This is a genomic window from Polaromonas sp. P3_B1 (assembly GCF_056402935.1).
In genome coordinates, this window is record NZ_JBFUGK010000022.1 from 20,527 (window position 1) to 44,128 (window position 23,602).

Annotated in this window: 30 protein-coding genes; 24 read left to right on the forward strand and 6 right to left on the reverse strand. The window is 62.5% G+C overall.

Annotation, left to right across the window (positions count from 1 at the left end):
- Window positions 1–7: 7 nt before the first annotated feature.
- The 3 genes from AC1DXS_RS14080 to AC1DXS_RS14090 are packed head-to-tail and all read right to left on the reverse strand — an operon-like array spanning window position 8 to window position 2,153.
- A complete protein-coding gene (locus AC1DXS_RS14080) occupies window positions 8–793 on the reverse strand; it encodes a class I SAM-dependent methyltransferase (RefSeq protein WP_477738106.1) in 786 nt (261 codons plus the stop codon).
- A complete protein-coding gene (locus tag AC1DXS_RS14085; protein WP_477738107.1) occupies window positions 793–1,311 on the reverse strand; it encodes a DNA-deoxyinosine glycosylase in 519 nt (172 codons plus the stop codon). The genes AC1DXS_RS14080 and AC1DXS_RS14085 overlap by 1 nt, the downstream gene beginning before the upstream one ends.
- Entirely contained in the window at window positions 1,308–2,153 is an 846-nt protein-coding gene (locus tag AC1DXS_RS14090) for a TatD family hydrolase (protein ID WP_477738108.1), read from the reverse strand. Before AC1DXS_RS14090 ends, AC1DXS_RS14085 begins: the two co-directional genes overlap by 4 nt.
- Before the next feature lie 237 nt (window positions 2,154–2,390).
- On the opposite strand from AC1DXS_RS14090, the gene AC1DXS_RS14095 reads away from it, so the two are divergent.
- From AC1DXS_RS14095 to AC1DXS_RS14150, 12 genes are all read left to right on the forward strand, one after another.
- Window positions 2,391–3,467, forward strand: coding sequence for an extracellular solute-binding protein (locus AC1DXS_RS14095; protein WP_477738109.1), 1,077 nt, complete (start codon window positions 2,391–2,393; stop codon window positions 3,465–3,467).
- Window positions 3,468–3,488: 21 nt separating this feature from the next.
- A complete protein-coding gene (locus AC1DXS_RS14100) occupies window positions 3,489–4,589 on the forward strand; it encodes an ABC transporter ATP-binding protein (protein WP_477738110.1) in 1,101 nt (366 codons plus the stop codon).
- An 8-nt stretch (window positions 4,590–4,597) separates the two neighbouring features.
- Window positions 4,598–5,509 carry an ABC transporter permease gene (locus AC1DXS_RS14105; RefSeq protein ID WP_477738111.1) on the forward strand — a complete coding sequence of 304 codons (912 nt, stop codon included), beginning with the start codon at window positions 4,598–4,600 and terminating at the stop codon, window positions 5,507–5,509.
- 118 nt (window positions 5,510–5,627) lie between these two features.
- Window positions 5,628–6,488 (forward strand): ABC transporter permease, encoded by an 861-nt coding sequence (locus AC1DXS_RS14110; RefSeq protein ID WP_477738112.1) that lies wholly within the window; start codon window positions 5,628–5,630, stop codon window positions 6,486–6,488.
- A 300-nt stretch (window positions 6,489–6,788) separates the two neighbouring features.
- Window positions 6,789–7,727 carry a S1C family serine protease gene (locus AC1DXS_RS14115; protein WP_477738113.1) on the forward strand — a complete coding sequence of 313 codons (939 nt, stop codon included), beginning with the start codon at window positions 6,789–6,791 and terminating at the stop codon, window positions 7,725–7,727.
- Window positions 7,728–7,772: 45 nt separating this feature from the next.
- Window positions 7,773–8,786, forward strand: a complete 1,014-nt coding sequence (locus AC1DXS_RS14120) for an AAA family ATPase (RefSeq protein WP_477661317.1) — start codon at window positions 7,773–7,775, stop codon at window positions 8,784–8,786.
- 117 nt (window positions 8,787–8,903) lie between these two features.
- Complete coding sequence (locus tag AC1DXS_RS14125; RefSeq protein ID WP_477738114.1) at window positions 8,904–9,884, forward strand: DUF58 domain-containing protein; 981 nt, start codon at window positions 8,904–8,906, stop codon at window positions 9,882–9,884.
- A 23-nt stretch (window positions 9,885–9,907) separates the two neighbouring features.
- A complete protein-coding gene (locus AC1DXS_RS14130; protein ID WP_477738115.1) occupies window positions 9,908–11,005 on the forward strand; it encodes a VWA domain-containing protein in 1,098 nt (365 codons plus the stop codon).
- 109 nt (window positions 11,006–11,114) lie between these two features.
- Window positions 11,115–11,603, forward strand: a complete 489-nt coding sequence (locus AC1DXS_RS14135) for a hypothetical protein (protein ID WP_477738116.1) — start codon at window positions 11,115–11,117, stop codon at window positions 11,601–11,603.
- Between the two features lie 39 nt (window positions 11,604–11,642).
- Complete coding sequence (locus tag AC1DXS_RS14140; RefSeq protein ID WP_477738117.1) at window positions 11,643–11,891, forward strand: hypothetical protein; 249 nt, start codon at window positions 11,643–11,645, stop codon at window positions 11,889–11,891.
- A gap of 67 nt (window positions 11,892–11,958) precedes the next feature.
- Window positions 11,959–12,534: a hypothetical protein gene (locus AC1DXS_RS14145; protein ID WP_477738118.1), complete on the forward strand. Its 576-nt coding sequence runs from the start codon at window positions 11,959–11,961 to the stop codon at window positions 12,532–12,534.
- Window positions 12,535–12,630: 96 nt separating this feature from the next.
- Window positions 12,631–13,110: a peptide chain release factor family protein gene (locus AC1DXS_RS14150; RefSeq protein WP_477738119.1), complete on the forward strand. Its 480-nt coding sequence runs from the start codon at window positions 12,631–12,633 to the stop codon at window positions 13,108–13,110.
- A 49-nt stretch (window positions 13,111–13,159) separates the two neighbouring features.
- Here the strand turns inward: AC1DXS_RS14150 and AC1DXS_RS14155 are convergent, their stop codons facing one another.
- On the reverse strand, window positions 13,160–13,867 hold the full coding sequence (locus AC1DXS_RS14155; protein ID WP_477738120.1) for a hypothetical protein: 708 nt from the start codon (window positions 13,865–13,867) through the stop codon (window positions 13,160–13,162).
- 100 nt (window positions 13,868–13,967) lie between these two features.
- Window positions 13,968–15,128: a serine hydrolase domain-containing protein gene (locus AC1DXS_RS14160; RefSeq protein ID WP_477738121.1), complete on the reverse strand. Its 1,161-nt coding sequence runs from the start codon at window positions 15,126–15,128 to the stop codon at window positions 13,968–13,970.
- A 312-nt stretch (window positions 15,129–15,440) separates the two neighbouring features.
- On the opposite strand from AC1DXS_RS14160, the gene AC1DXS_RS14165 reads away from it, so the two are divergent.
- The 4 genes from AC1DXS_RS14165 to AC1DXS_RS14180 all read left to right on the forward strand — a co-directional run bounded on the left by AC1DXS_RS14165 (window position 15,441) and on the right by AC1DXS_RS14180 (window position 18,817).
- Complete coding sequence (locus tag AC1DXS_RS14165) at window positions 15,441–16,055, forward strand: TetR/AcrR family transcriptional regulator (protein ID WP_477738122.1); 615 nt, start codon at window positions 15,441–15,443, stop codon at window positions 16,053–16,055.
- A gap of 93 nt (window positions 16,056–16,148) precedes the next feature.
- The gene (locus AC1DXS_RS14170) at window positions 16,149–17,006 is read left to right on the forward strand and encodes an oxidoreductase (RefSeq protein WP_477738123.1); all 858 of its coding nucleotides are present in this window, start codon (window positions 16,149–16,151) and stop codon (window positions 17,004–17,006) included.
- A 19-nt stretch (window positions 17,007–17,025) separates the two neighbouring features.
- Entirely contained in the window at window positions 17,026–18,027 is a 1,002-nt protein-coding gene (locus AC1DXS_RS14175; protein ID WP_477738124.1) for an NADP-dependent oxidoreductase, read from the forward strand.
- An 85-nt stretch (window positions 18,028–18,112) separates the two neighbouring features.
- The gene (locus tag AC1DXS_RS14180; RefSeq protein ID WP_477738125.1) at window positions 18,113–18,817 is read left to right on the forward strand and encodes an SDR family oxidoreductase; all 705 of its coding nucleotides are present in this window, start codon (window positions 18,113–18,115) and stop codon (window positions 18,815–18,817) included.
- Window positions 18,818–18,876: 59 nt separating this feature from the next.
- Here AC1DXS_RS14180 and AC1DXS_RS14185 read toward each other — a convergent pair whose 3' ends face one another.
- On the reverse strand, window positions 18,877–19,095 hold the full coding sequence (locus AC1DXS_RS14185) for a glycine zipper 2TM domain-containing protein (RefSeq protein ID WP_477738126.1): 219 nt from the start codon (window positions 19,093–19,095) through the stop codon (window positions 18,877–18,879).
- A 362-nt stretch (window positions 19,096–19,457) separates the two neighbouring features.
- Between AC1DXS_RS14185 and AC1DXS_RS14190 the strand changes: the two genes are divergently transcribed.
- The 8 genes from AC1DXS_RS14190 to AC1DXS_RS14225 all read left to right on the forward strand — a co-directional run bounded on the left by AC1DXS_RS14190 (window position 19,458) and on the right by AC1DXS_RS14225 (window position 23,570).
- A complete protein-coding gene (locus tag AC1DXS_RS14190) occupies window positions 19,458–19,952 on the forward strand; it encodes a hypothetical protein (RefSeq protein ID WP_477738127.1) in 495 nt (164 codons plus the stop codon).
- Between the two features lie 66 nt (window positions 19,953–20,018).
- Window positions 20,019–20,480, forward strand: coding sequence for a hypothetical protein (locus AC1DXS_RS14195; RefSeq protein ID WP_477738128.1), 462 nt, complete (start codon window positions 20,019–20,021; stop codon window positions 20,478–20,480).
- 256 nt (window positions 20,481–20,736) lie between these two features.
- Window positions 20,737–20,904, forward strand: a complete 168-nt coding sequence (locus AC1DXS_RS14200; RefSeq protein ID WP_477738129.1) for an ESPR domain-containing protein — start codon at window positions 20,737–20,739, stop codon at window positions 20,902–20,904.
- Window positions 20,859–21,731: an autotransporter domain-containing protein gene (locus AC1DXS_RS14205; protein ID WP_477738175.1), complete on the forward strand. Its 873-nt coding sequence runs from the start codon at window positions 20,859–20,861 to the stop codon at window positions 21,729–21,731. Before AC1DXS_RS14200 ends, AC1DXS_RS14205 begins: the two co-directional genes overlap by 46 nt.
- A gap of 65 nt (window positions 21,732–21,796) precedes the next feature.
- Window positions 21,797–22,222, forward strand: coding sequence for an ABZJ_00895 family protein (locus tag AC1DXS_RS14210; protein ID WP_477738130.1), 426 nt, complete (start codon window positions 21,797–21,799; stop codon window positions 22,220–22,222).
- Window positions 22,223–22,265: 43 nt separating this feature from the next.
- A complete protein-coding gene (locus AC1DXS_RS14215) occupies window positions 22,266–22,679 on the forward strand; it encodes a hypothetical protein (RefSeq protein WP_477738131.1) in 414 nt (137 codons plus the stop codon).
- A 5-nt stretch (window positions 22,680–22,684) separates the two neighbouring features.
- On the forward strand, window positions 22,685–23,038 hold the full coding sequence (locus tag AC1DXS_RS14220; RefSeq protein ID WP_477738132.1) for a hypothetical protein: 354 nt from the start codon (window positions 22,685–22,687) through the stop codon (window positions 23,036–23,038).
- Window positions 23,039–23,108: 70 nt separating this feature from the next.
- The gene (locus tag AC1DXS_RS14225; RefSeq protein ID WP_477738133.1) at window positions 23,109–23,570 is read left to right on the forward strand and encodes a tetratricopeptide repeat protein; all 462 of its coding nucleotides are present in this window, start codon (window positions 23,109–23,111) and stop codon (window positions 23,568–23,570) included.
- Window positions 23,571–23,602 lie beyond the last annotated feature (32 nt).

A 23,602-nucleotide genomic window follows, 5' to 3' on the forward strand; every position in this document is an offset into this window, starting at 1 on the left:
GGGAGCATCAAGCCACTGGCTTGAACAACCGCAGCCACTTTTTGGCCGGCAGGTCCCAGCGTGATTCGATCACGCCGGCCTGCTGCAAGAGCGCGGCGCGTTCGGGCCGGGTGGGCTCCTGTTGGGCCAGCACCACGGTGTTGCCTTCGCGCGTCGGCGTGAAGGCCCATACCGCCTCGGGGCCGAAGGCTTCGGCGATTTTGGTCAGCGACTGCACATAGCTGGAATCGCGGCCGAACAGGTTCACCGTCATCACGCCGTTCTCGGCCAGCAGGCCGCGGCAGTCTTCATAAAAATCGGCGCTGTCCAGCACCGGTGCGGCCGCCTCGTGGTCGTAAAGGTCCACATGCAGCAAATCCACCGTGCCCTGGTGGGCGGGCTTTTTGATTTCGGCCGCGGCGTCGGCCTCGATCACATGCAGCCGCAGGTCGTCGCGCGGCAGCTTGAACCAGACCCGGCAGGCCGTGACCACCTGCGGATTGATTTCAATCGCCGTGGTCTTCATGCGCAGCTTTTTGTAGCAGAACTTCGTGAGTGCGGCCGAGCCCAGGCCCAGTTGCATGGCGTGCTTTTTGGGCATGGCCGCCGCGTCCATGAACAGCAGGCCCGCCATCATGCGCTGCACATACTCCAGCTCGATGTCATAGGGCGCGTCGCGCAGCATGGAACCCTGCACCCATTCGGTGCCCAGGTGCAGAAAGCGCACATCGCCGAAATCGGAAAAATTGACTTCAGGCAGTTCCCGCGGCGCGTTCTCTTGGGCCATTTCCTTGGCCTTGTCTTTTCTTTGCATCAAACCAGTCCGTGTTTTTCAAATACTTCCCGCCAGGCCACGAGTTTGCGCTCAAAACTCCAGGAGGCATTCGCCGGGCTGGTTGAAGGCAACTTATAGACCGGCAGGCCCAGCGCCAAGGTGTGCTTTGAGTGCTTGAAACTTTCACCGCCATTGTGGGCAATCGCTTCCAGCGCCGGGCACAGCCGCCGCAGGCCGGCCAGGTCGTTGACCTCGGCATTGCGGATCGCGCTGTCCAGGCTGCCCTCGCGCTCGCAGGCCGCATACACATCCCACAGGCCCAGGCCTTTGGACAGCAGCCATTCGCTGCGTATCCGGTAGCCATCCGGGCCCGTGTCCGCCGGGCCGGGCGGCCAGAGCGCCTTGAGGATTTTCCAGAAATGGTTTTGCGGGTGCCCGTAGTACTGCTGCGCCGCCAGCGAGGCCGCGCCCGGGAAGCTGCCCAGGATCAGCAGCCGTGTTCCGCCAGACACCAGCGGCGCCAGGCCGGCCAGCGACGCGGCCTTCATGGCCGTCATGCGAGCAACGCCTTCAGGCCCGGCAAGGCCTGCATGGCATTGGCCGTGGTGGCGGCCGCCAGTGCATCCGCACTGATGCCGCGCAATTCCGCCACCTGCTGCGCAATGCGCGGCAGCTCACCCGGCTCGTTGCGGCCCTGCGGCTTTCCGGCCTCGCGTTCGGCCGCCGTGGTGTACACCCAGTGCGGCGGGATGTCGGGCGAATCGGTTTCCATCACCAGCGATTCCAGCGGCAGTTCCGTCGCCAGGCGCCTCAACTGGCGCGCCGGCTCAAAGGTCACGGCGCCGCCGAAGCCCAGCTTGAAACCCAGCTTGAGGAACTCGGCCGCCTGCTGCTCGCTGCCATTGAACGCATGGCCTATGCCCTGCCAGCCGCCTTCGGGCGCCAGCTCGCGCAAGTGTTTGAGCAGCTTGTCGGCCGAGCGCCGCACATGCAGGATCACCGGCAGGCCGTGCTTGCGCGCGAGCTTGAGCTGCTCGCGATAAAAAAACTCCTGGCGTTCGCGCATGGGGCTTTCGGTGAGCGCCGGCACAAAATAATCCAGGCCGATCTCACCGATCGCCACCAGCCGCGAATCACCCCGCCTGAGCGTGAGCTCCGCATCCAGCGCCGCCAGGTCTTCATCCTTGGCACGCGGCACAAACAGCGGGTGTATGCCCAAGGCATAGCTGTCCGAAAAGCGATGCGCCAGCAGCCGCACCGCCTCGAAGTTGAACACGCCCACCGCCGGGATCACGATATGCCCCACACCGTTCGCCGCGGCGCGCGCGCGCACCGCGTCCACATCGGGGGCCAGTTCGCCGGCATCCAGGTGGCAATGCGTATCTATCCAGAAAGTCATGCGCTAAAAGGGGGTGATCCCAGGAAAGGAGAACGAAAGAAGCCGCGGGAAGCACCGGCAGGGTGCGGGGGAAACAGCAACGCAGCTGATGAAGATGTTGACACAGAAATGAAATCGGGACACCCTATGCTTTTTTCAGGCGGAACACCTCTTGTTTCATTTTGGTTTCGCCACGGTTTTTGTTTCTTTCGTCTGCCTTCGTCAACCCGTCCCTTCGACATAACAAAGGAAAGCCAAATGAAATTATCCCGCCTGATGAGCCAGATTCTCGGCGCCGGCCTGATCGCCTCCAGCCTCAGCGGCACCGCATGGGCCCAAGACCAGAAGCTGCGCTTGATCACCTGGGCCGACTACGTGCCCGCCGACGTCGTGGCGCAGTTCAAGAAGGAGACCGGCATCGACGTCGAGTTGACCCTCTCGAACAACGAAGAAATGATCTCCAAGCTGCGCGCCACCGGCGGCGCCGGGTTCGACCTGGCCCAGCCCTCGCAGGACCGCATCACCGGCCCGCAGCAGGAGTTCGGCATCTACAAGCCCATGGACCTCAGCAAAATCAAGTCCGAGCTCTTCATCCCCTCCATGCTCGAAGCCACCAAAAAGAACACCACGCTCGACGGCAAGGTCTACGGCCTGCCGCACATCTGGGGCACCGACGGCCTGGTCGTCAATACCAAGCTGACCAAAATGACGGACTACCCCGACCTCTGCAAGGCCGAGGTCAAGGGCAAGACCGCCGTGCGCCTCAAACGCCCCACCTTGCTGGCCTTCGCCTTCGCTTCCGGCAAGGACCCCTTCGCGCTCTACAAAGACCCGAAAGCCTACGGCGCGCTGATGGACGAAGTCGGCAAGACCATGGTCGCCTGCAAGGGCAACATCAAGTTCTACTGGGACAACAAGGACCAGCTGCTCAACGGCATGCGCGCCGGCGAAGTCGTGGGCGCCATGATGTGGGACACCGGCGGCTGGAAGCTCAACAACGAGAAACCCGAAATCCAGTTCATCGCGCCCAAGTCCGGCGCACTCGGCTGGATAGACACCTTCGCGATTCCCGCCAAGGGCCGCAACGATGCCGCCGCCTACGCCTGGATCAACTTCAACATGCGCCCTGAAATTGCGGCCAAGGTCGCGGGCTCGGCCGGCAACTTCACCGCCTCCAAGGGCGCCGACCAGCTGGCCGACCCCAAGCTCAAGGCCCAGTTCGCCGCCAGCTTCCCCGAAGCTGCGCTGAAAAACGTCAAGTGGTATCCCGCTGTTCCAGCCGGCATAGAAGACATCGAAGGCCGGGTCCTCGACCGCATCAAGGCAGCCCAATAAACCGCCAGCGGCGCGCCCAAGGTGCACGCAGACCTGCAAGCCGAGCACGTCGGTAAAACCTACGCCGGCCAGCCCGCCGTGAAGGACTTGTCCTTCACGGTGGAGCGCGGCAGCTTTTTTTCCATCCTCGGCCCCTCGGGCTGCGGCAAGACCACGCTGCTGCGCATGATCGCCGGCTTTCTGTCGCCCGATGCGGGCCAGATCCACATAGGCGGCAAACCCATGAACGGCGTGCCGCCCAACCAGCGGCCGGTCAACATGGTGTTCCAGCACCTGGCGCTGTTCCCCATGATGTCGGTCGGCGAGAACGTGGGCTACGGCCTGGCGCGGCGCGGCCTTTCGCGCGCCGACATCGCGGCCAAGGTGGGCGCCATGCTCGAACGCGTGAGCCTGCCCGGCATGCAGGACAAGCGCGTCGACCAGCTCTCGGGCGGGCAGCGCCAGCGCGTGGCCATCGCGCGCAGCCTGGTGCTGGAGCCCACGCTGCTGCTGCTCGACGAACCGCTGGGCGCGCTCGACCTCAAGCTGCGCGAGCACATGAAGGTCGAGCTCAAACAGCTGCAGGCCGCCTTCGGCACCACCTTTGTCTACATCACGCACGACCAGTCGGAAGCCCTGGTGCTGTCCGACCATGTGGCCGTGATGAACGCCGGAAGTTTTGAGCAACTCGGCACGCCGCAGCAGCTGTATTACCAGCCGCAAACCCCGTTTGTGGCGGGTTTTGTGGGCGCCAACAACAAACTCGCCGGCAGTACCGGTGCCTCGGGCGCGGAAGCCGGCGGCGTGGTGGCGCTCACCACCAGTGAGGGCCTGGCCCTGCGCGCGCGCGCCGCCGGCCGGCTGAAGCCCGAGCAGGCGGTGCAAGCCTTTGTGCGGCCCGAAGCCATCAACCTGGCGCGCGATGCGACCGAGCTGCCGTCCAACCACACGGTCTATGCCGGCCAGGTCGAAAGCCTGCTGTTCGACGGCGCCAACTCGGCCGTGCTGCTGCGCGAAACCGCCAGCCGCACCGAGTTCCGCATCGCCCTGCCGCAGACCGGGCGCTTTGCCGACTTGCGAATTGGCGAAACCATCGCCTTCAGCTTCGACCCCGAGCAGGCCGTCTGCTTCGGCAACGCTTGAAGGTTGCCATGCAAGCTGCGGCCGTCCTGCCTTCCGCCTCCCCCGGCTCAGGTTCAGGTTCGGGCCATGCCAGGTTGATTCTTTTTCTGCTGCTGGCGCCGGCGCTGGTCTGGCTGCTGGGCCTCATCGTGCTGCCGCACATCGACCTGGCCGTGCTCTCGCTGCGCGAGCGCATCGCACCGCGCCAGTACGCGCCCAGCCTCGCGCAATACCGTACCTTTGTCGAGGAGCCGCTGTACTGGCACACCTTTGTGCGCACGGCACTGATGTCCATCCTGGCCACCGGCATCACCTTGCTGCTGGCCTTCCCGATCGCCTGGACGATTGCCAAGCTGGTGCGCGGGCGCGCCAAGTCGCTGCTGCTGGTGATGTGTTTGATCCCCTTCTGGGTCAGCGAAACCGTGCGCACCCTGGGCTGGATGATTCTGCTGCGCGAATCCGGCGTGCTGCCCGCCGTGCTGGTGCAACTGGGCATCACCGCCGCGCCCGTGGAGCTGCTGTACCGCGACGCCACCATCCTGGTCGGCCTGGTCTATACCTCCATGCTCTTCATGGTGGTGCCGCTGATCAGCGCGCTCGAAAGCCTGGACGACTCGCTGGTGGAAGCCGCTTACGACCTGGGCGGCAACGGCCCCTCCATCCTGCGGCAAATCGTCATCCCGCATGCCGCGCCCGGCATCCTGGCCGGCTGCATCGTGGTCTTTATGCTGACCCTGGGCAACTACCTCACGCCCACCCTGCTGGGCGGCAAAAATTCGCTGTGGTTTACCGAACAGATCTACACCCAGTTCATCACGCGCTTTAACTGGGAACAGGGTGCGGCCTTTGGCTTTTTGCTGCTGGGCTTGTCGACTGCCATTGTCTGGCTTGGCTTGAAATTGACCGGCCAAAAGTTCGGCGAAGTCATGAGGAAAACATGACACACCCCCGTTGGATCTCACTGTGTGTAGCTCCCTCCCCCCTTGCAGGGGGCGACCGCTGCGGCCCGGCAAAGCCGGTTCCGCGCCGTCACTGGCGAAAACACAAGCGGAGTTTTAGATGATCGCCTCCCTGCCCCGCCCCGCCTGGCTGCGCGCCGGCACGCTGGCCTATGCGCTGGTGTTTTTCGCCTTCCTGTTTTTGCCGCTGCTGGTGGTCGCCGTGTTTGCCTTTAACGACGCGCCCTACCCGGCCCCACCGTGGCGCGGCTTCACGCTGGACTGGTTTTTCGGCAGCAAGGCCGGCCGCACCGGGCTGTTTGCCGACGGGCCCTTGCTGGCCAGCCTCTGGACCAGCGTGGTGGTGGCCGCCTGGGTCACGGTGCTGGCGGTGCTGGTCGGCACCACCAATGCCTTTTTGATTGAACGCGCCCGCTTTCCGGGCAAACAGGCCTTGTCTTTCCTGATGCTGGCGCCGCTGGTGATCCCGGGCGTGATCCTGGGCATTTCCATCCTGGCTTTTGCCAGCCGGCTGGCGCAGCTGGCCGACAGCTGGTGGGGCCTGGAGCTGGACTTTCTGCGCCCCGGCCTGCCGCTGGTGGTGATAGGCCAGTTTTCTTATATCGTCTCCATCGCCACGCTCATCATCACCGCGCGCCTCAAACGTTTTGACATCACCCTGGAAGAAGCCGCCTACAACCTCGGCGCCTCGCGCGCGGCCGTGTTCAGCACCATCACCCTGCCCTACCTCAAGCCCGCACTGATCGGCGCCGGCGCGATCTCGTTTTTGATGTCGTTTGAGAACTTCAACACCACGCTGATGCTGGTCGGCTCCGACGCGCCCCTGACCGTCATGATGTACGGCCGCATGCGCGAAGGCGCGACGCCGGTGCTCAATGCGGTCAGCCTGTTCCTGATGCTGGCCTCGGCCGCGCTGGCGCTGACTTTGTTGCGCAGTCCGCCGGAAAACTCCGGGCGTTAACAGCCGCTCACAAACCCCCTGCTCTTGTCCCCTCTCCCCCTGGGAGAGGGTTAGGGTGAGGGCCAGCGGCGGTCAATACGCCACTCGCGCGTGCACAGGCCGCGGCCCTCACCCCTCCCTCTCCCGGAGGGAGAGGGTGCAAGACCCCGAAGCGCTTTACAAAGCCCCCCGCCCCCATACCCAAATCCCGTGCATGGATGCACAAATCGTGATACGGTGCAACTGTAAATACAGGGCCTGAAACCAGTTTTTGGCGCCCATACCAGCCCGGTTCTGAGACACAGCCCCAAAGGTGAACGGATGCGCAGGCCAGCCCTTTACAGCAGTTCAAACCGTCCGGCCAAGGGCGCGGGTGATGAAGGCCCACAGCCGCCCGAACCAAGCTCTACCGCAGACGCCACACAACCGTCCCCACCCCGCTTTCCCCGCGCCGCCCGCCTGGCTAACTACCTGGCGCGCCACCAGCTCTACCTGCTCTGGTCCGTGGTCGGCCTGCTGGCCCTGCTGCTGGCCTTCAGCTTCTCCTCGCAGCTGCGCCACCCGGCCCGCAAGCTGACCCAGGAAGACATCAATGCCGCCGTGCTCAAGACGCTGGAGACCACCGTGCTGCCCTCGCCCGGCACCAAGGCCTATGACACCATCATCCCCTCGGTGGTGCGCATCGTCGGCCTGGGCAAGGACAAGGACGGCAAGGAAGACGCCGAGCGCAGCGTGGGCACCGGCGTCGTCATTGTCGACAAGGGCATCATCCTGACCAACCTGCATGTGGTGCAGAACGCCCAGACCATCAAGGTCACCTTTGCCGACGGGCTGGAGTCCACCGCCAGCATCACCGGCGTGCAGCCCGAGAACGACCTCGCCGTGCTGCAGGCCCACAAAATCCCCGATGACCTGATTGCCGCCACCATGCGCTCGACCGCCGACCTGGCCCCGGGCGACCAGGTCATGGCCGTGGGCTATCCCTTCGGCATCGGCCCCTCGGCCTCGCAGGGCGTGATCTCCGGCCTCAAGCGCAACTTCCGCTCACCCGAAGGCAAGCAGATGATGAGCAACCTGATCCAGTTCGACGCCGCCGCCAACCCCGGCAACTCCGGCGGCCCGCTGGTCACCATGGACGGCGAGGTCGTCGGCATCGTCACCGCCATCTTCAACCCCAACCAGCAGCGCACCTTTGTCGGCATAGGCTTTGCGGTGCCGATTGAAAACGCCGCCTCGGCCGCCGGCATGCCGCCGTTCTGACGACAGCTTCACCGACCTGACCTCACCCCTCCCAAGGACTGACGCATGGACCACACGACCCCAGAAAACGCCAACCACGACACCGCCCAGCTCATGGAGCAGATTCTTTACGAGGTCAAGCGCGTGGTCGTCGGGCAGGACCGCTTTCTTGAGCGCGTCATGGTCGCCATCCTGGCCCAGGGCCATCTGCTGGTCGAGGGCGTGCCCGGCCTGGCCAAGACCCTGACCATCAAGACCCTGGCCAACACCGTGCAGGGCCAGTTCAAGCGCATCCAGTTCACGCCCGACCTGGTGCCGGCCGACCTGGTGGGCACCCGCATCTACAACCAGAAAACCGGCGAGTTCAGCACCTCGCTGGGCCCGGTCTTCACCAACCTGCTGCTGGCCGATGAAATCAACCGCGCGCCCGCCAAGGTGCAGAGCGCGCTGCTGGAGGTGATGCAGGAGCGCCAGGTCACGATTGCCGGCACCACCCACAAGGTGCCCGAGCCCTTCCTGGTCATGGCCACGCAAAACCCGATTGAAACCGAAGGCACCTACCCGCTGCCCGAAGCGCAGGTGGACCGCTTCATGATGAAGGTGCTGGTCGACTACCCCACCGACGAGGAAGAATTCGTCATCGTCCAGCGTGTCACCGGCCCGGCCGTGGCCGTGAGCGCCGTCGCCACCACCGAGCAGCTCGCTGCCCTGCAGGCCGAATGCCGGCGCATCTACGTCGACCCTTCGCTGGTGCAATACGCGGTGCGCCTGGTCTCGGCCACGCGCACGCCCGTCAAGCATGGGCTGAAAGACTTGCAGCGCTTTATCACCTTCGGCGCCAGCCCGCGCGCCACCATCAATTTGACCGAAGGCGCGCGCGCCCTGGCCCTGCTGCGCGGCCGCAGCTATGCCCTGCCCGAGGACATGACGGACCTGGTGCCCGATGTGTTCCGGCACCGGCTGGTGTTGTCGTATGAAGCCTTGTCCGAAGGACTCTCGGCAGACGGCCTGATCGCCAAGATCATGGCAAAAATCCCGCCCCCAGCAAAACCGTTGGAACATGAAAAACTCGCCGCCTAGAAATGTGAGCCCCCACGCTCCGCCGCTTCGCGGGTCGCTGCCCCCCGAGGGGGCCGCTGCGCCTGCGGCCCGGCAAAGCCGGTTCCGCGGCCCCGACTTGGATGAAGCGCCCCCGCCATGAAAACCTCGCCGCCTGAATCCACAACCAAGCTCGCTTCGTCAGGAGCAGGCGCGGAGCAACTGCTGCGCCGGCTCGAGTGGACCGTGCTGCGCCGCCTCGACGGCCTGCTGCAGGGCGACTACCGCACCCTGCTGCGCGGCACCGGCATGGATTTAGCCGACCTGCGTGAATACCAGCACCATGACGACGTGCGCCACATCGACTGGAACGTCACCGCGCGGCTGGAGCAACCCCATGTGCGCGTCTTCACCGAAGACCGCGAAATGAGCGCCTGGTTTCTGCTGGACCTCAGCCCCTCCATGGACTTCGGCTCCAGCGAGCAGCGCAAGCGCAATGTCTCCGCCGAATTTGTCGCCGTGCTGGCCCGCATGCTGACCCGCCACGGCAACCGCGTGGGCGCCATGCTGTACGGCTCCGGCGTTGACGCCGTAATCCCCGCGCGCGGCGGCCGCCAGCATGTGCTGCATTTGCTGCACACCCTGCAGGCCAGGCCTGAAATCACCGAGCTGGGCACCACCCGCCTGCACGAGCTGCTCGAATCCGCCGCCAACCTGCTGCGCCGGCGCTCCACCGTGTTTGTGGTGTCCGACTTCATCAGCGAACCCGGCTGGGAAAAGCCTTTGGCACAGCTCGCCCGCCGCCACGAAGTCGTGGCCGTGCGCCTGCTCGACCCGCTGGAGCTGGACCTGCCCGACCTGGGCCTGATCCCGATACGCGACGCCGAAACCGGCGAGCAACTGCTGGTCGACACCCATGACGCGGGTTTCCGCAAACGCTTTGCGCGCATCGCGGCCCAGCGCGAAGCCGAGTTAAGGCAAGCCCTGGCGCGCGCCGGCGTCGACGCGCTGGAGCTGTCCACCGACGACAACCTCGTCGACGCCATCATGCGTTTCACCGAACTGCGCAAGCGCCGCAGCCGCACCACCGGCGCGGGCGGCAATGCATTGCCGGCCCACCTGAAGCGCGCTGCTGCCTGAAGCCGACCCAAGGACATCCCATCATGAACTTCAGCGGGTTCACTTCCTTTTTTGCCAAACTGCCTTGGCCGAACTTTTTGTGGCCGGAATTTCTGTGGCTGCTGCTCGTGATTCCGCTGCTGGTGCTGGTCTACATCTGGCTGCTGCGCCGCAAGAAAAAAATGGCATTACGCTATGCCAGCCTCTCCATCGTGCGCGAAGCCATGGGCCGCGGCCAGGGCTTCAGGCGCCATGTGCCGCCGCTGCTGTTTTTGCTGTCCATCGCCGCCATGCTGGTCGCGGCATCGCGGCCCTTTGCCGTCATCAGCCTGCCCTCGCAGCGCGAAACCATCATCCTGGCCATGGACGTCTCCGGCAGCATGCGCGCCGCCGACGTGTTACCCAATCGCCTGGTCGCCGCGCAAAACGCCGCCAAGGCCTTCCTCGCCGATCTGCCGCGCAATGTGCGCGTAGGCATCGTCGCCTTTGCGGGCACCGCCTCGGTGGTGCAGCAACCCACGCTCAGCCGCGAAGACCTGGTCGTCGCGATCGACAAGTTCCAGCTGCAGCGCGGCACCGCGATCGGCAACGGCATCGTCGTCTCGCTGGCCGAACTGTTTCCCGATGCCGGCATTGACCTGGCCTCCATGCAATACGGCCGAGAAAAACCCCGCGGCACCTCCATAGACCAGGCCCTGAATCCCGACAAAGGCGCGAAGAAAGAGTTCGTCCCCGTCGCCCCCGGCTCCTACACCTCGGGTGCCATCATCCTGCTCACCGACGGCCAGCGCACCACCGGCGTGGATTCACTGGACGCCGCCAAAGCTGCCGCCGACCGCGGTGTGCGCGTCTACACCGTGGGCGTAGGAACGGTGGATGGCGAAACCATTGGTTTTGAAGGCTGGTCCATGCGCGTCAAGCTCGACGAAGAAACCTTGAAAGGCATCGCCCGCACTACACAGGCCGAGTACTTTTATGCGGGCACTGCGGCGGACTTGAAGAAGGTTTATGAGACGCTCAGTTCGCGCCTTGCGATTGAGAAAAAAGAGACTGAGATTTCCGGGCTGCTGGCCTTGCTGGCGGCTGCGTTGGCGCTGGTGTCGGCTAGTTTGTCGCTGCTTTGGTTTAATCGGATTCTTTGAGGGGTGGAGGCCCCTCCGCGGACGGGCCAGCAAGAGTTGCCGACAAGCCTCTTGCCGCCAGTCTTGCGGTATACATTAGCTGGGCCCCTGAACACTCATTCACTCGCGCATGCTTCACAAGGTTTCCGAAAAATACATCGCCGTACGCCGTGGCGGGCCCCGCCGCGTATTCTTCATGATGTCGTCCGTGCTGGCCTTGTTTGCCTTTCTCGCGCTCTCGCTGCCGAACCATCCAGACAACACGTCGTCTTTCGGATCATTGATCCCCGTCATCACGATAGCCGGGGCCATCGCTTTTTTTCAATCGCGGCGCATGTCGAAGGCGACGACGGAACTGGAGTCGCTGACCATCGAAGCTACCAGTGAAGGCATAGCAATTGAAACACCAGGCCTGCGCCAGGTCCTCAACGCCGCCCTGGTTTTAAAGGTTTTGCTGTATCGCACCTATTTCTCGCCGAGCATTTATTGCATCGGACTGCAGCTTGAGAACCACCTCATCGCACTACCCCCGCTGGAGCAGAATGACGCTTTGATCGCCGAACTTCGCCTCGCCGCACCTCATGCCCAATTTCTTGTCCGGCGACAGCTGATTGTTTAGCATCGGCCCAGTGTTCGAACTGAGGCCATCAGCCGATTTATGAAGAATCGCCTTTCTTTCTGGATCTACCTGGCGGGGATATTGCCGCTGGCCTTCTGGGGCCTGCCGGTGCGTGAACTGCTGGGTGACGGGCTGTCGTTTGCCGCGGTTATCGTGTACTCGCTGGTGCTCCGGATCGTTGGCGCTTTTGCAGTCCGATTGCTGGAATTGAGGACGCAAAGAGCGATCGCGAAGCACAATCTCTTCGCTGAGAGTCAAAAGCAGAAAAAGAGATTGGAGCAACCATGACATATCCCCCGAGCAATCTCTCGCGGAGCTTCGAAGCCGTTGCAAGTTTATGCAATACGTACGACAGATGAACATCCTGGCACGAACCGCAAAGCTAGCCCTCCTGCTGGCAGCCGTCCTTGTTTCTTTTGTCTCGTCAGCAGACTCCTGGCGCTATCCCGCCACCATCAGCAGCAAGACGGACACTTATGGCGATGTTTCCGTTCGACGCATCATTGACGCGAGAAAGGACCAGCAGTATCCCGACTTTGTTGTCGAGGTTTCACGGGGAAAGGATCTGCTGGCGCGATTTCCGGGCGTCTATTTTGAGCAAATCTTTCCAGCGCCCGACGGATCTTTCTTCGTTGCACTGTCAAACAACGGGCTCCCCGGAACGGCGGTGCTTATTTTTGACCGCGAAGGAAATCTTCGCCTGGAAGCAAAACACGATGTGGCCTTCTTCGACTACTGCGGCTACTCAGTCACACGGCAGAGGCTGTGGTTCGACGCGGAAAAACCAAGCGTGAAGTTCGTGAAGTATGAAGACATTGACGCATACCGTGTCACGCTGAGGAATTGCCACGGCAAGGAAGTGGACCTGCTCACAACCGTGCAGGAGGCGTACAAAAGATCGGTCGAACGGAAGGCCGCAGGCATCCGATGAAGGTCTCTCAGCGAATAAGTCATGCGGATGCAGTTATTCTCTTCACTTGGACAGTCGGATTTTTCGGTGCCCGTGACGCACATCAAGAGGACTTGGATGGCCAATGCGTATGTTGTGATGAGGGCTGATATGAAGAGCGCCTCTTCTGAGGTGCAGAGCATGTTGAGACAGTGCTTGCTCGCAATACTGGAAGCGTCTCTTGCGGCAGAAATCGTCGACGAACAGTTCCGCGAGAACACTACGGATTTGACAGGCTTTGCATTGAAAGCGTCAGGTCCAGCCGCGTACGAAACATTGCTGCCACTGATGCCAAAACTCCAGAGTGATCGTCCCGGGTCGGTCACCGTTCAGCTGGTAAATGAAGTCGTAGACGCTGAAGTGAATCTCTCGGAGTTCCAGGTGGCGTACTTCCGGAAAGAACGGGCAGTAGAAAGCAAGTTCGTGGTACATGTGGATAGCTGTGTAAGGCTTACCCACCCAGCGACAGGCACCGTGGCGCGCAGCACTTTCCACCGTTCCCGAGCGGCGAACTACAAGGAAGCACTCGCTCTCATGCAGTCTTTGTTGGCAGCTTGAAGCACTATCCAAGAGCCACTTCAGGCGCACCAGTTTTACACTGGCATTGCTAGAGAAGCTGCAAAGCTCCGGTGTACTCAAGTCCCGTGTTGCAGCTGCCGCTCACCGATATCCGAACCTTGCGGCCGTTGGCGATCACCGTAGAGCCTTGCGCGAGGATCAAAGGATTTCCACTGGGGTCGGGCACCGTCTTGTCATCCACGATGAGTTTGAGGGCGCCGGCGGTGCAATCCCCCACTTTTCTGTCGTTGGAAAAGGTCACCATAAAGTCGCGTGGGGCATCGAAAATCCCAAGGATCGCCTCCTTATTGGTTTCCGGGAATATGGTCCAGACAACCGCAGGCAGTGTCACCTGCGCCGGGGCAAGAATGCTCCAGACACCGCTGAATCTCCCGGTCCCGTTGTATTTGCTTGCGTAGATGGTCTTTCCATAGACAAGAGCGCCGCCTCCATAATTCACCGGATAGTTGCTGCCGGCGTCATCGACGAACAGTTGCACGGCGTCGCCCGGGCCATTGCCGGCCTCATTCACCACGAACCAGCGTGACGTCGTCACCCCTTTGGCCGAGATCTGGGCAAAGTTGGCCGAATACCCAATGGCCCAGCCTCCGCGCTGGGTCTGTCCCGGATACGTGCTTGGAATGGGCTCCGCGGCAACGGCCGATCTGGCTGGCTGCGGTACAACAGTCTGCGCTTCAGTCGCTGCCGCAGACACGGCAAGGGTGGATGCCAGGGTAAGCATTTGAAGGGAATTCATCAGTACTCCGGTTGTTGTGGTTTTTGACCTGCGCCTGCTACGGGTCGCTCCTCATTTCGCATCTCAATTATGGTCGCGGGTCGCCGGAAGCACACGGCACTCAAGGCCCCGCAACACCTGCATCGCGGCGACTGCCGGGCGGCAGGTTCTGCCAGCGCCGGTAGGCTAGCCACTCCAGACCCGGCTGCCCTCCTTCCCCCATAGCCAACGCCACCAGGTCTACTGCGATTGACAGACCGTTCACGCTGTTTACAAAGAACACGAGGCCGCGTCGATGCGTGCGCGATACCACTGCGAAGGCCTTGGTGTTGCCGTTGTCGCCCCAGTGCCAGAACGCTTCGTCCCCGTTTCGTTGTTGCAGCCCCCAACCGAGGCCCCAGGTGACTTCGTCCGAAAGCGGTGTTGCCGGCCGGCCAATGCTGCTCGTAAATGGCCCCACGCGAACCTGACTGCGCAGCATCTGCGCGGTGGTGTCCGGCTTCAATCGTTCGCCGTTTAAAACTGCGACCAGGAAGCGCCCGAAATCAGGTGCCGTGGTGCTCAGGCTGGAGGCCGGGTTCGCAGATGTCCAGCGCCGCTGCCCTTGCGGCTCGCCGCGTGTGTCATGGCCGAAGACCTTGCGTTGCGCATGGCTGTCTTGCCAGAGGAAGCTGCTGTGCAGCATGCCCAGGGGTTCGAAAACCAGCCGCTTTACCGTGCGCTCGGTGCTTTCCCCGGTGATGCGCTCCACCACACGAGCAAGGTAGACAAAGCCTTCTCCTGAATAGCTGAAGCGATCACCCGGCGTGAAATGAATCGTCAAGGGTGCGCCCGCCGGCCTCCAGTTCGGAAAGCCCGTGCGATGGCTCAGCACATGGCGCGCTGTCATCTGCGCAAGGCGCGGATCTTCTCCCACTTCGTAGCCACCCGGGAGGTAGCGCACGAGCGGAGTGTCCAGCTCAAGCAGGTCGGCGTCCACGAGTTGCAGCACCGCATAGGCGAAAACCGCTTTACTCAGCGAAGCGGCCTCGAACACGGTGTCTTCCACCACCGGTTCCCGCGTGCGCGCATTCGCCAGGCCGAACGTACCGTGCCAGGCCAATCCCCTGTCGGTAACGAGTGCCATGGATAGACCCGGCACCCCGGCGCTGGCCATCAGCGCCGGTGTTTGGCCTTGCAGGCGCTCGACGGCTTCGTCCAGCTGTGGAAGTACCCCCACCTGCGCGGCGGACGCGGCAAGCGCATTGAGGACCAAAACGACGGCGGTAGCGAGGTGGCGCATGCGAATGACTCCTGCAGGGCTACGGCCTTGACCGCTGCTGATGGCCGCAGACTCTTGGGCCGGCTCCATGTACGGCTGCTCACCGCGGTGGAAGTCTAGCCTACCCGTACATGGAACTGCGCCCGGATGCCATCGCCATCCGCCCACGGACGGCCCTCCAGTCTTCGTCCTTCAAAGTGATCTCGCCGAGCACCGCGAGGGAAAGCATGGCGAACATATCTGGCATGGCGGCGGGATGAAGTCCCAAATACCAATTTCTTCTCTTCAATCTGCGGAAATCTGCGTCATCTGCGGATAAACCTCAGTTCATGTATGATGCACATCATGCGAAACGCAAAACACCCCAAAATCAACGCCAGGACCGCCGCCAAGGAGGCCTCGCACGAACGCATAGTCTCCGTGGCCGCGCGGGCCATACGCCGCAGCGGTTACGACGGCACGGGTGTGGCCGACATCATGAAAGAGGCCGGGCTGACGCATGGCGCGTTTTACGCGCATTTCGCTTCGCGCGAGGCCATGCTGGCCGAAGCGGCGACCCGGGCCTGCGCCGAGTCGGCGGCCCTGGTGGCGGGTGTGGCGGCCGGCTCACCGCCTGAACAGGCCATGGCGGCCATGCTGCGCGCCTACCTTTCGCCGGAGCATCGGGAGCAGATCGAGATGGGTTGCCCCCTGGCCGCGCTGGGCTCGGAGACACCGCGCCAGGCACCCGAAGTGCGCCGTGCGACCACCCGGCACGTCAAGGAAATGGTCGATTTTGTGGCCCGCCAGTCGCCCGACTGGGGCCAGCCCGGCGCCCACGAGCGCGCGCTGGCGACGGTGGCCACCATGGTCGGCACCCTGTTGCTCGCTCGCGTGGTCGACGAGCCCGCGCTGGCGGACAGCTTTTGCGAAGCCGCGCTGACGCAGCTGGTTCCGGTCTCCCATTGAATCCTTTTTGAGCCACGCCTGCTTTTTTCTTCGCCCTTATATATGACAACCATCATGCCAAACACAGCTCACACCGAAAGAGGAACACACACCATGAACACGCACAACAAGATTGCCCTGGTGACGGGCGCCTCCTCGGGCATAGGCGAAGCGACCGCGCTGCGGCTGGTGAAAGCCGGCTACAAGGTCTACGGCACCAGCCGGCGCGGCGCGCAGTCGGGCCAGGCCAAACCGTTTGAAATGCTGGCCCTGGACGTGACCCAGGATGAATCGGCTGAGGCCGCGGTGCGGACGCTGATCGCGCGCGAGGGCCGCATAGACCTGCTGGTCAACAACGCGGGTTTTGGGGTCGCGCCGGCCGGCGCGGAAGAAAGCTCCATCGCGCAGGCCCAGGCGATTTTTGACACCAATTTTTTCGGGCTGGTGCGCATGACGCGGGCGGTGCTGCCGCATATGCGGCGCCAGGGCAGCGGGCGCATTATCAACATGGGCTCGGTGTTTGGTTTTTTGCCCATGCCTTATATGGCGCTGTATGCCGCGACCAAACATGCGGTGGAAGGCTATTCGGAATCGCTGGACCATGAGCTGCGCACCCGCGGCATACGCGTCTCGGTCATAGAGCCGGCGAACACCAACACGCAGTTTGACGCCAACCTGCTGGAGCCCGACGAAAAGCTCGATGCCTATCGCGAAGCCCGCGCGGCCGTGACGCAAAAAATGAATGAACTCGTTGAACAAGGCGACAGCCCTGCTGTGGTGGCCGACACCGTCTTAAAAGCCGCCCTTGCGCCCAACCCCAAGCTGCGCTACACGGCCGGCCCCCGCGCGGGCGGCCTGCAATGGCTGCGCCGCTTCGCGCCGGCCGCCCTGGTCGATGCCGGTATCCGCAAAAACCTTCAGCTGGACGCGGCAGTGGCGCCGCCGCCGCGCACGCCGGCTCTCGGCAACTAAGTCACTCAAGGAAAAAAACATGAAAGCATTTGTCCTGGACCGATACGGCAAACAAGCCGCGCTGCGACTGGCGGAACTGCCCGAGCCGGAACTGCGCGAGGACGAAGTCCTGGTGCAAGTCCATGCCGCGGCCGTGAATCTGCTGGACTCCAAGATCCGTGGCGGCGAGTTCAAGCTCATCCTGCCCTATCGCCTGCCGCTGGTCCTGGGCCACGACGTCGCGGGTGTGGTCGTCAAGGTCGGCCCGCGCGTGCGGCAGTTCAAGCCTGGCGATGAGGTCTATGCCCGGCCCGACGATTTCCGGATCGGAACGTTTGCGGAATTTGTCCCCGTCAAGGAGGCCTCGCTGGCGCACAAGCCCGCGAGCCTCACGATGGAAGAAGCCGCTTCGATTCCGCTGGTGGCCTTGACGGCCTGGCAGGCGCTGGTCGAGAAAGCCGGCCTGAAGAAAGACCAGAAGGTGTTTATCCAGGCCGGCTCGGGCGGCGTGGGCACTATTGCGATCCAGCTGGCCAAGCACCTGGGCGCAACCGTTGCCACAACCACCAGCGCGGCCAATGCCCAGCTGGTGAAGCGCCTGGGCGCCGACGTGGTCATCGACTACAGGACGCAGGACTTTGAAGATGTGCTGCAGGGCTACGACGTGGTGCTCAACAGCCAGGACGGCAAGACGCTGGCCAAGTCGCTGCGTGTGCTCAAGCCCGGCGGCCAGCTGGTGTCCATCTCGGGGCCGCCTGACCCAGAGTTCGGCAAGGAGATCAAGGCTTCGGGTTTTGTGAGGCTGGTGACGCGGCTGCTGAGCGCCGGCATAAGGCGCAAGGCCAGGGGCCGCGGTGTGAGCTATTCCTTCCTGTTTATGCGGGCCAACGGCAGCCAGCTGCGCGAGATCACCGGCCTCATAGATGCCGGCGCGATACGCCCCGTGGTGGACCGTGTTTTTCCCTTTGAAGCGACCAATGAGGCCCTGGCCTATGTGGAAACAGGCCGCGCCAAGGGCAAGGTGGTCATCAAGCTTCGCTGAGTTTCTTTGTTCGTGCCGGTTCGGGTGGAAGCCGGCAGCCGGATTTGTGTGTTTCCCGCTTGTTACTTTTTTTCTGGAGAAATTTATGAAGATCAAAGATTCCGTCGTCCTCGTCACCGGTGCCAATCGCGGCATAGGCCTGGCGTTTGCGCGCGAGTTGCTGGCGCGCGGCGCGCGCAAGGTGTATGCCGGCGCGCGCGACCCGGCGAGCGTCACGCTGCCCGGCGTGCAGGCGCTGAAGCTGGACGTCAACAAGCCTGAAGAGGTGGCAAAAGCCGCTGCGCAGGCATCGGACGTCACGATGGTGATCAACAACGCGGGCATTGCCCAACCGGGCGGCTTCCTGGCGGCAGACAGCGAGGAAGTGGCGCGCCGGATTTTTGAGACCAACTTTTTTGCGGTGCTGCGCGTGAGCCAGGCTTTTGCGCCCGTGCTCAAGGGCAATGGCGGCGGCGGACTGCTGAATGTGCTGTCGGTGGCTTCATGGGTCAATGGCGGCGAGTTGGCGGCCTACTCGGCCAGCAAATCGGCGGCCTGGTCGCTGACCAATGCGCTGCGCACCGAGCTCGCACCGCAAAAAACCCAGGTGCTGGGCCTGCACATGGCATATGTGGATACCGACCTCACACGCGGCTTTGACGTGCCCAAGACCAGCCCTGAAGACATTGTGATGCGCGCGCTGGACGGGCTTGAGGCTGGCCTTGATGAAGTGCTGGCCGATGAAGTGACGCAACAGGTCAAGCAGGGCATGACGGCGGCGCGACCCAGCTACCTGCCTCAGGTGGGCTGAGCCTGAAATTTGACGCGGGTCGCCTCGCACACGCAAGGCGACTCGTCGAAGCTGTCAGCTTATTTTTTCGGGCTGACTTCGTGCCCGATCACGCCGCCGACCGCGGCGCCGCCCACCACGCCCAGGGTGCTGCCACCGGTCAACACCCCGCCGGCTACACCGCCCACGCCCGCGCCTATGGCGGTATTCCTGTCTTGTGTCGTCATGCCGCTGCAGCCCGTCAGGGCGGCCAGTGAAATCGCAGCCGCGCAAATTGCGCTGTGTTTGATGCTGATCATTTCTTATCTCCTTGGAAGTGGATGAAAGTTTGAAGAGCGATTAATGCCGCCTGGTCACGCCATCCAACCCTTCTTCACCTGAATGAATCGTCACCGCTGGTCTATGCACATAAAACCACGCGATGGCTTTTCATTGCTGGTGTCTTCATGCTAGGCCGTTGCCTGTTTGCGGGTGTAGGACGAAGTGCCGTATCGCTGAGGACCGAGTCCGATCTGGACGAGTGCAAATGTCGCGTGGAATCACGGGTCGGGGCGACTCCCGCCCAGTTACCGCAGGGGGTGCGGCCACCGCATGAGTCCTTTGATATGCAGTAGAGTAGCCCGCCAGGCCTCTCTATGCCCAGGCCGTCAACCGTCACCGCATGCCGTACAACATCACACTCGAATACACAGAAGCTTTGCTGCGCCAGGCCGTATTTGCTTTCTGGCGCCGCACAGTCGGCACAGGATTTTTTATCGCGACCGTATTTCTCGTGGGTTTACTTGCCTTCCAACTGTGCAGCGGTGACCGCTCCTGGCAGGTGGGCGCACTAGGCGGCTTCCTGGTCTTCGGCCTCGGCTTTGCCCTTCTGGTGTACGTCGTTCACCTGCGAAACACACTCGCTAAATTTCGAGCCATGGATGCGCCCAGTGCCACCTTGATTCTCGACGACAAGTCCTTCAGCATGAGCTCCGGCCTGGGCAGTGTCTCGCTGCAATGGGCATCGGTTACCGAGATCTGGCGTTATCCATCTTTCTGCCTGTTGTTGTTCTCAAAGGCCCAGTTCGTGACACTCCCGCTCGCGTCCGTTCCCGCGGACGCACAGGCATTCATTCTTGACCGGGTGTCAGCTGCCGGCGGCAAGCTGGTCGGCTAGGCTTTGCGCCAATCGGCCCCTTCTTCCACCTGTTTTTTTTTGACCGTCACTAAGCACTAAATCCCTATGTCCTTCACCCTGGAAGTTCAAACATCCAAGCGTTCCCCCGATGTAGTCGCCGTCTGGCGGAATGCATTGGCAAACCGGGGCATCAGCGCCGAATTCCCTCCGGGGTTTTCGATTGAGTCATGCCGTGGCCTTCTTGTGATGAAGGTTTCGTCGGCTCCCGTCAATCTTGTGGGCGTCAACCTCGCAGAGACGGTGGCTGCCTACTTCCAGGTCTGGGCTGATGAAGACGGCATTGGCTTCAGCACGGCTTCAGGCCGCACAACCGTGGACTTCGCGATTCAATGCCTCTGCGCGGCCGCGCTCGCGGAGGATCTCGACGCTATTTATTTCGACCCACAAATGGACGAATCCGCGCAAGGCGCTGATGCCTACAGGCTGGCAATGTCGGAGATAACGTATTTTCTCAGCGAACCCGGAGAGATCTGGCATCGCCCCTTTGTTGATTGGGAAACGATTTGATGTTTATCGTCAAGGCGAACGGCGCCTGATGGGCATCCACCGGCCGTGGCCAACAAAGCACCTCATCCCTACAACCGCATCCACATGAAGGCAAGCCGCTTTCTTGATGGATTCTGCAGTGTTGGAAATTACCGACTTGACCGAACTTTGTTCTTATAAATCCTGGCCTCCCATGCGATGATCCGCGCGCTGAAAACGTTGAATCATATGTTGACGTAGTTGTTTGCGTCGGGTTTCAACAACACAGGGGGTCAGCATGAACAGTTCTTACCGGGTGATCTGGAGCCCGGCACATCAATCATGGGTGGCGGTGCCGGAAACGGCGACAGGCAAGGGCAAGAGCTCGGTGAAGCGGCCCGCTTCGCAAGCAACCGCAACCTGCGCGGCGGGGATGCGTCCGTGGGCGCAAGCGACAAACCTGTGATTGGACACAATGCCTGGGGCCGCCTGGTGTCCACCGACATCGACGTGACTCAGCCGGGCTTTGCCAGCCCCAACAGCGCGGGCCGGCTTAACGGCTTCCAGAGTGGAACCGACCTTTTTGCAAACAGCAGTTGGCGCGCCGGTGTGTATGTGGGCGCGCTGGACGGCAGCGTGCAGGTCAGCGGTTTTGCCCGCGGCGTGCAAGGCCCCGTGGGCAACAACAAGCTGCGCGCCCGCTACCTGGGCGGCTATGCGAGCTGGGAGACAGGCACCGGCTTTTACGCCGACGCGGTGCTGCAGGCCGGCTACCAGGACTACACGCTGCGGCCCACGGGCAGCGCCTGGTCTTCAGCCCGAAGCAGCAGTTTGCTGACATCGGTGGAAATCGGCCAGTCCTTCGCCATGGGCAATGACTGGAGCATAGAGCCGCAGCTGCAACTGGTTCACCAGCACATCAAGCTGGACGACCTGGCGCTCTCCAATGCCGGTGTGCAGCAGGACAGCCCCGACAGCCTGACCACGCGGATCGGCGTGCGCGTGAAGACCGAAATGAGCACCGACATGGGCGTGCTCAAGCCCTACGGCAGGCTGAACTTCTACCGCGCTTCCAGCGGCCTGGACACCGCGCGCTTCGGCAGCGGTGGCGCGACGACGGACGTCAGCACCCGCAGCGGCGGCAGCTGGACCGAGGCGGCCCTGGGCGCAACCCTGGCCATCGACAAGACCTGGAGCGTGTATGGCGAAGTCGGCCGGCTCTTTAACAACGGCGGCGATGTGGCGGTGCGCAGCGATGTGAGTGCTTCTTTGGGGGTGGTTGCGCGCTGGTAGCCCAGGCGGGCTGCGGCATAGAATGCCTTCGGTTCACCAACAAGATAGCTGAGGCGGGAGGCCCCTTGAAACGTTACATCACCATCTTCACCGCCGCTTACGTCGCGCTGCTCCTGCTGTTCGCCGCTGGGGTGGAGCTACTGAAACTGAATGGCGGCGCCGCTTTCGCGGTGACTTCCGTCATGGGGGCCGGCTTTATCGCGTCGGCGGTATTTGGGAAAGACCACGCCCGGGCGCCTACGCGCGAGGAGAAGGCGGCGTTTGCGTGGCGCGCGCTGCTGTGCGTCTGGCTGGTGTCGCTTGTCTTTTCCATCGTGCTGCTTGCGTTGCTGGTGCCGGCCAGCGAGGTTCGAGCCATGCTGCGCAACTTCACGTCGGGTAGCATGCCGATTTTGGCGGCCGGGATTGTTATGTTTATCTCCGTGCTGTACTACATCGCCATCCGCTGGTCTTTCGGTTGGTATGCGGGGCGCTCGGTGTACCGGGCCTGAGGGGCGCAGGCGCTGGCCGGCCACCTTCACGCAGGCCCGCGCCATGCGCTTCTCGTCCCCGATCATTGCGCCCCAAGAGGCAAGGCTGGGCCGCTTGGCGTCGGCCGGACTGTCGGGCTCCGTTATCCTGCTTGGCGTTTTTGTCTTCTTTGTGGGCACGTCCATGCTCAGCATGTGGCTGGTGGCATCAGCGGCCGCTGTCGCCTTCGCAGCCTACCTGATTCAGGCTTACTACCTGAGCACTATTGGCCGGCACCTTGCCAAGCGAAGGCTTCTCACGTGGCAACTCTCCCTGGCGGTGCATTGCATTGTTCTCGCCATCTGCTATCTCCTTGTTCGCGATTCGGTCATCTTTGCCTTCCTTTTCCCGGAGATGCTCAGCATGCTCATTCATCTCGTTGGCATCCACCATGCACTGAAAGCACGGGAAAGTGCCTCCCCAGTCAATTGCACTTAAGACTTATGGGACCCCACCGCGTCAACATCATCAACACCTTGCAGCTGATCGCGTCTGCGACGGACCAGCTTGCGTATCAGCAGCAAGTGCCGGGCGTCAGGGTGGCGGCGGAACTGGTGAATCAATGGTTTGACGACTTCTACCATCCGGGTGATGCCAGGTCTGATGCCGAGTTTTCACCAGACGAGCTCGAAACCCTGGCTGAATTCAATGAGTTCTACGATGTACGGGTTTCGCAGCTTCCAGACCGGCTCTCCGAGATGCTTGAGTCGCCTGCGTGGCTCCAAGTTATAGCCGCGGCAAAAAAGGTGCTGGACGCCAACAACTGGCTCGACGTAGAAGCACGGTATGAACGCTAGACACTCGCTCACTAGAATCATTTCCGGGTTGTCCGTCACATCTACTTAGAGGGAAAAGAGAGGTCTAACCATGCACGAACTGCCCGAAGAGACCCACACGGAAATCCAGCGCTTGTCCGCCGCCGGAGACCAGCGGGCCGAAGCCTCTCAATTTGCGGAGGCATTGCCACTCTACTGGGCTGCGTGGGATCTCCTGCCCGAGCCAAAAACACAATGGGAAGCCGCCACCTGGATCCTCGCGGCCGTTGGCGACGCGAACTTCCTTGCCGGCGACTACGAGGCCGGGCGGGACAACCTGAGCCAGGCCATGCATTGCCCTGACGCTGTTGGCAATCCCTTTCTGCACCTGAGGCTGGGCCAATGCCAGTTCGAACTTGGCGCGCTGGACCGCGCGGCGGACGAGCTCATGCGGGCCTACATGGGTGACGGCGGCACAGTGTTTGAAGGCCAGGATCCCAAGTACCTTCACTTCCTCCAGACAAAGGCCAAAGGCCTGAGCCCACCGAAAAAATCCTGGCAGTTCTGGAAGTGACGGTAGCCGCGCCATGCAAGAATATTCGCAGT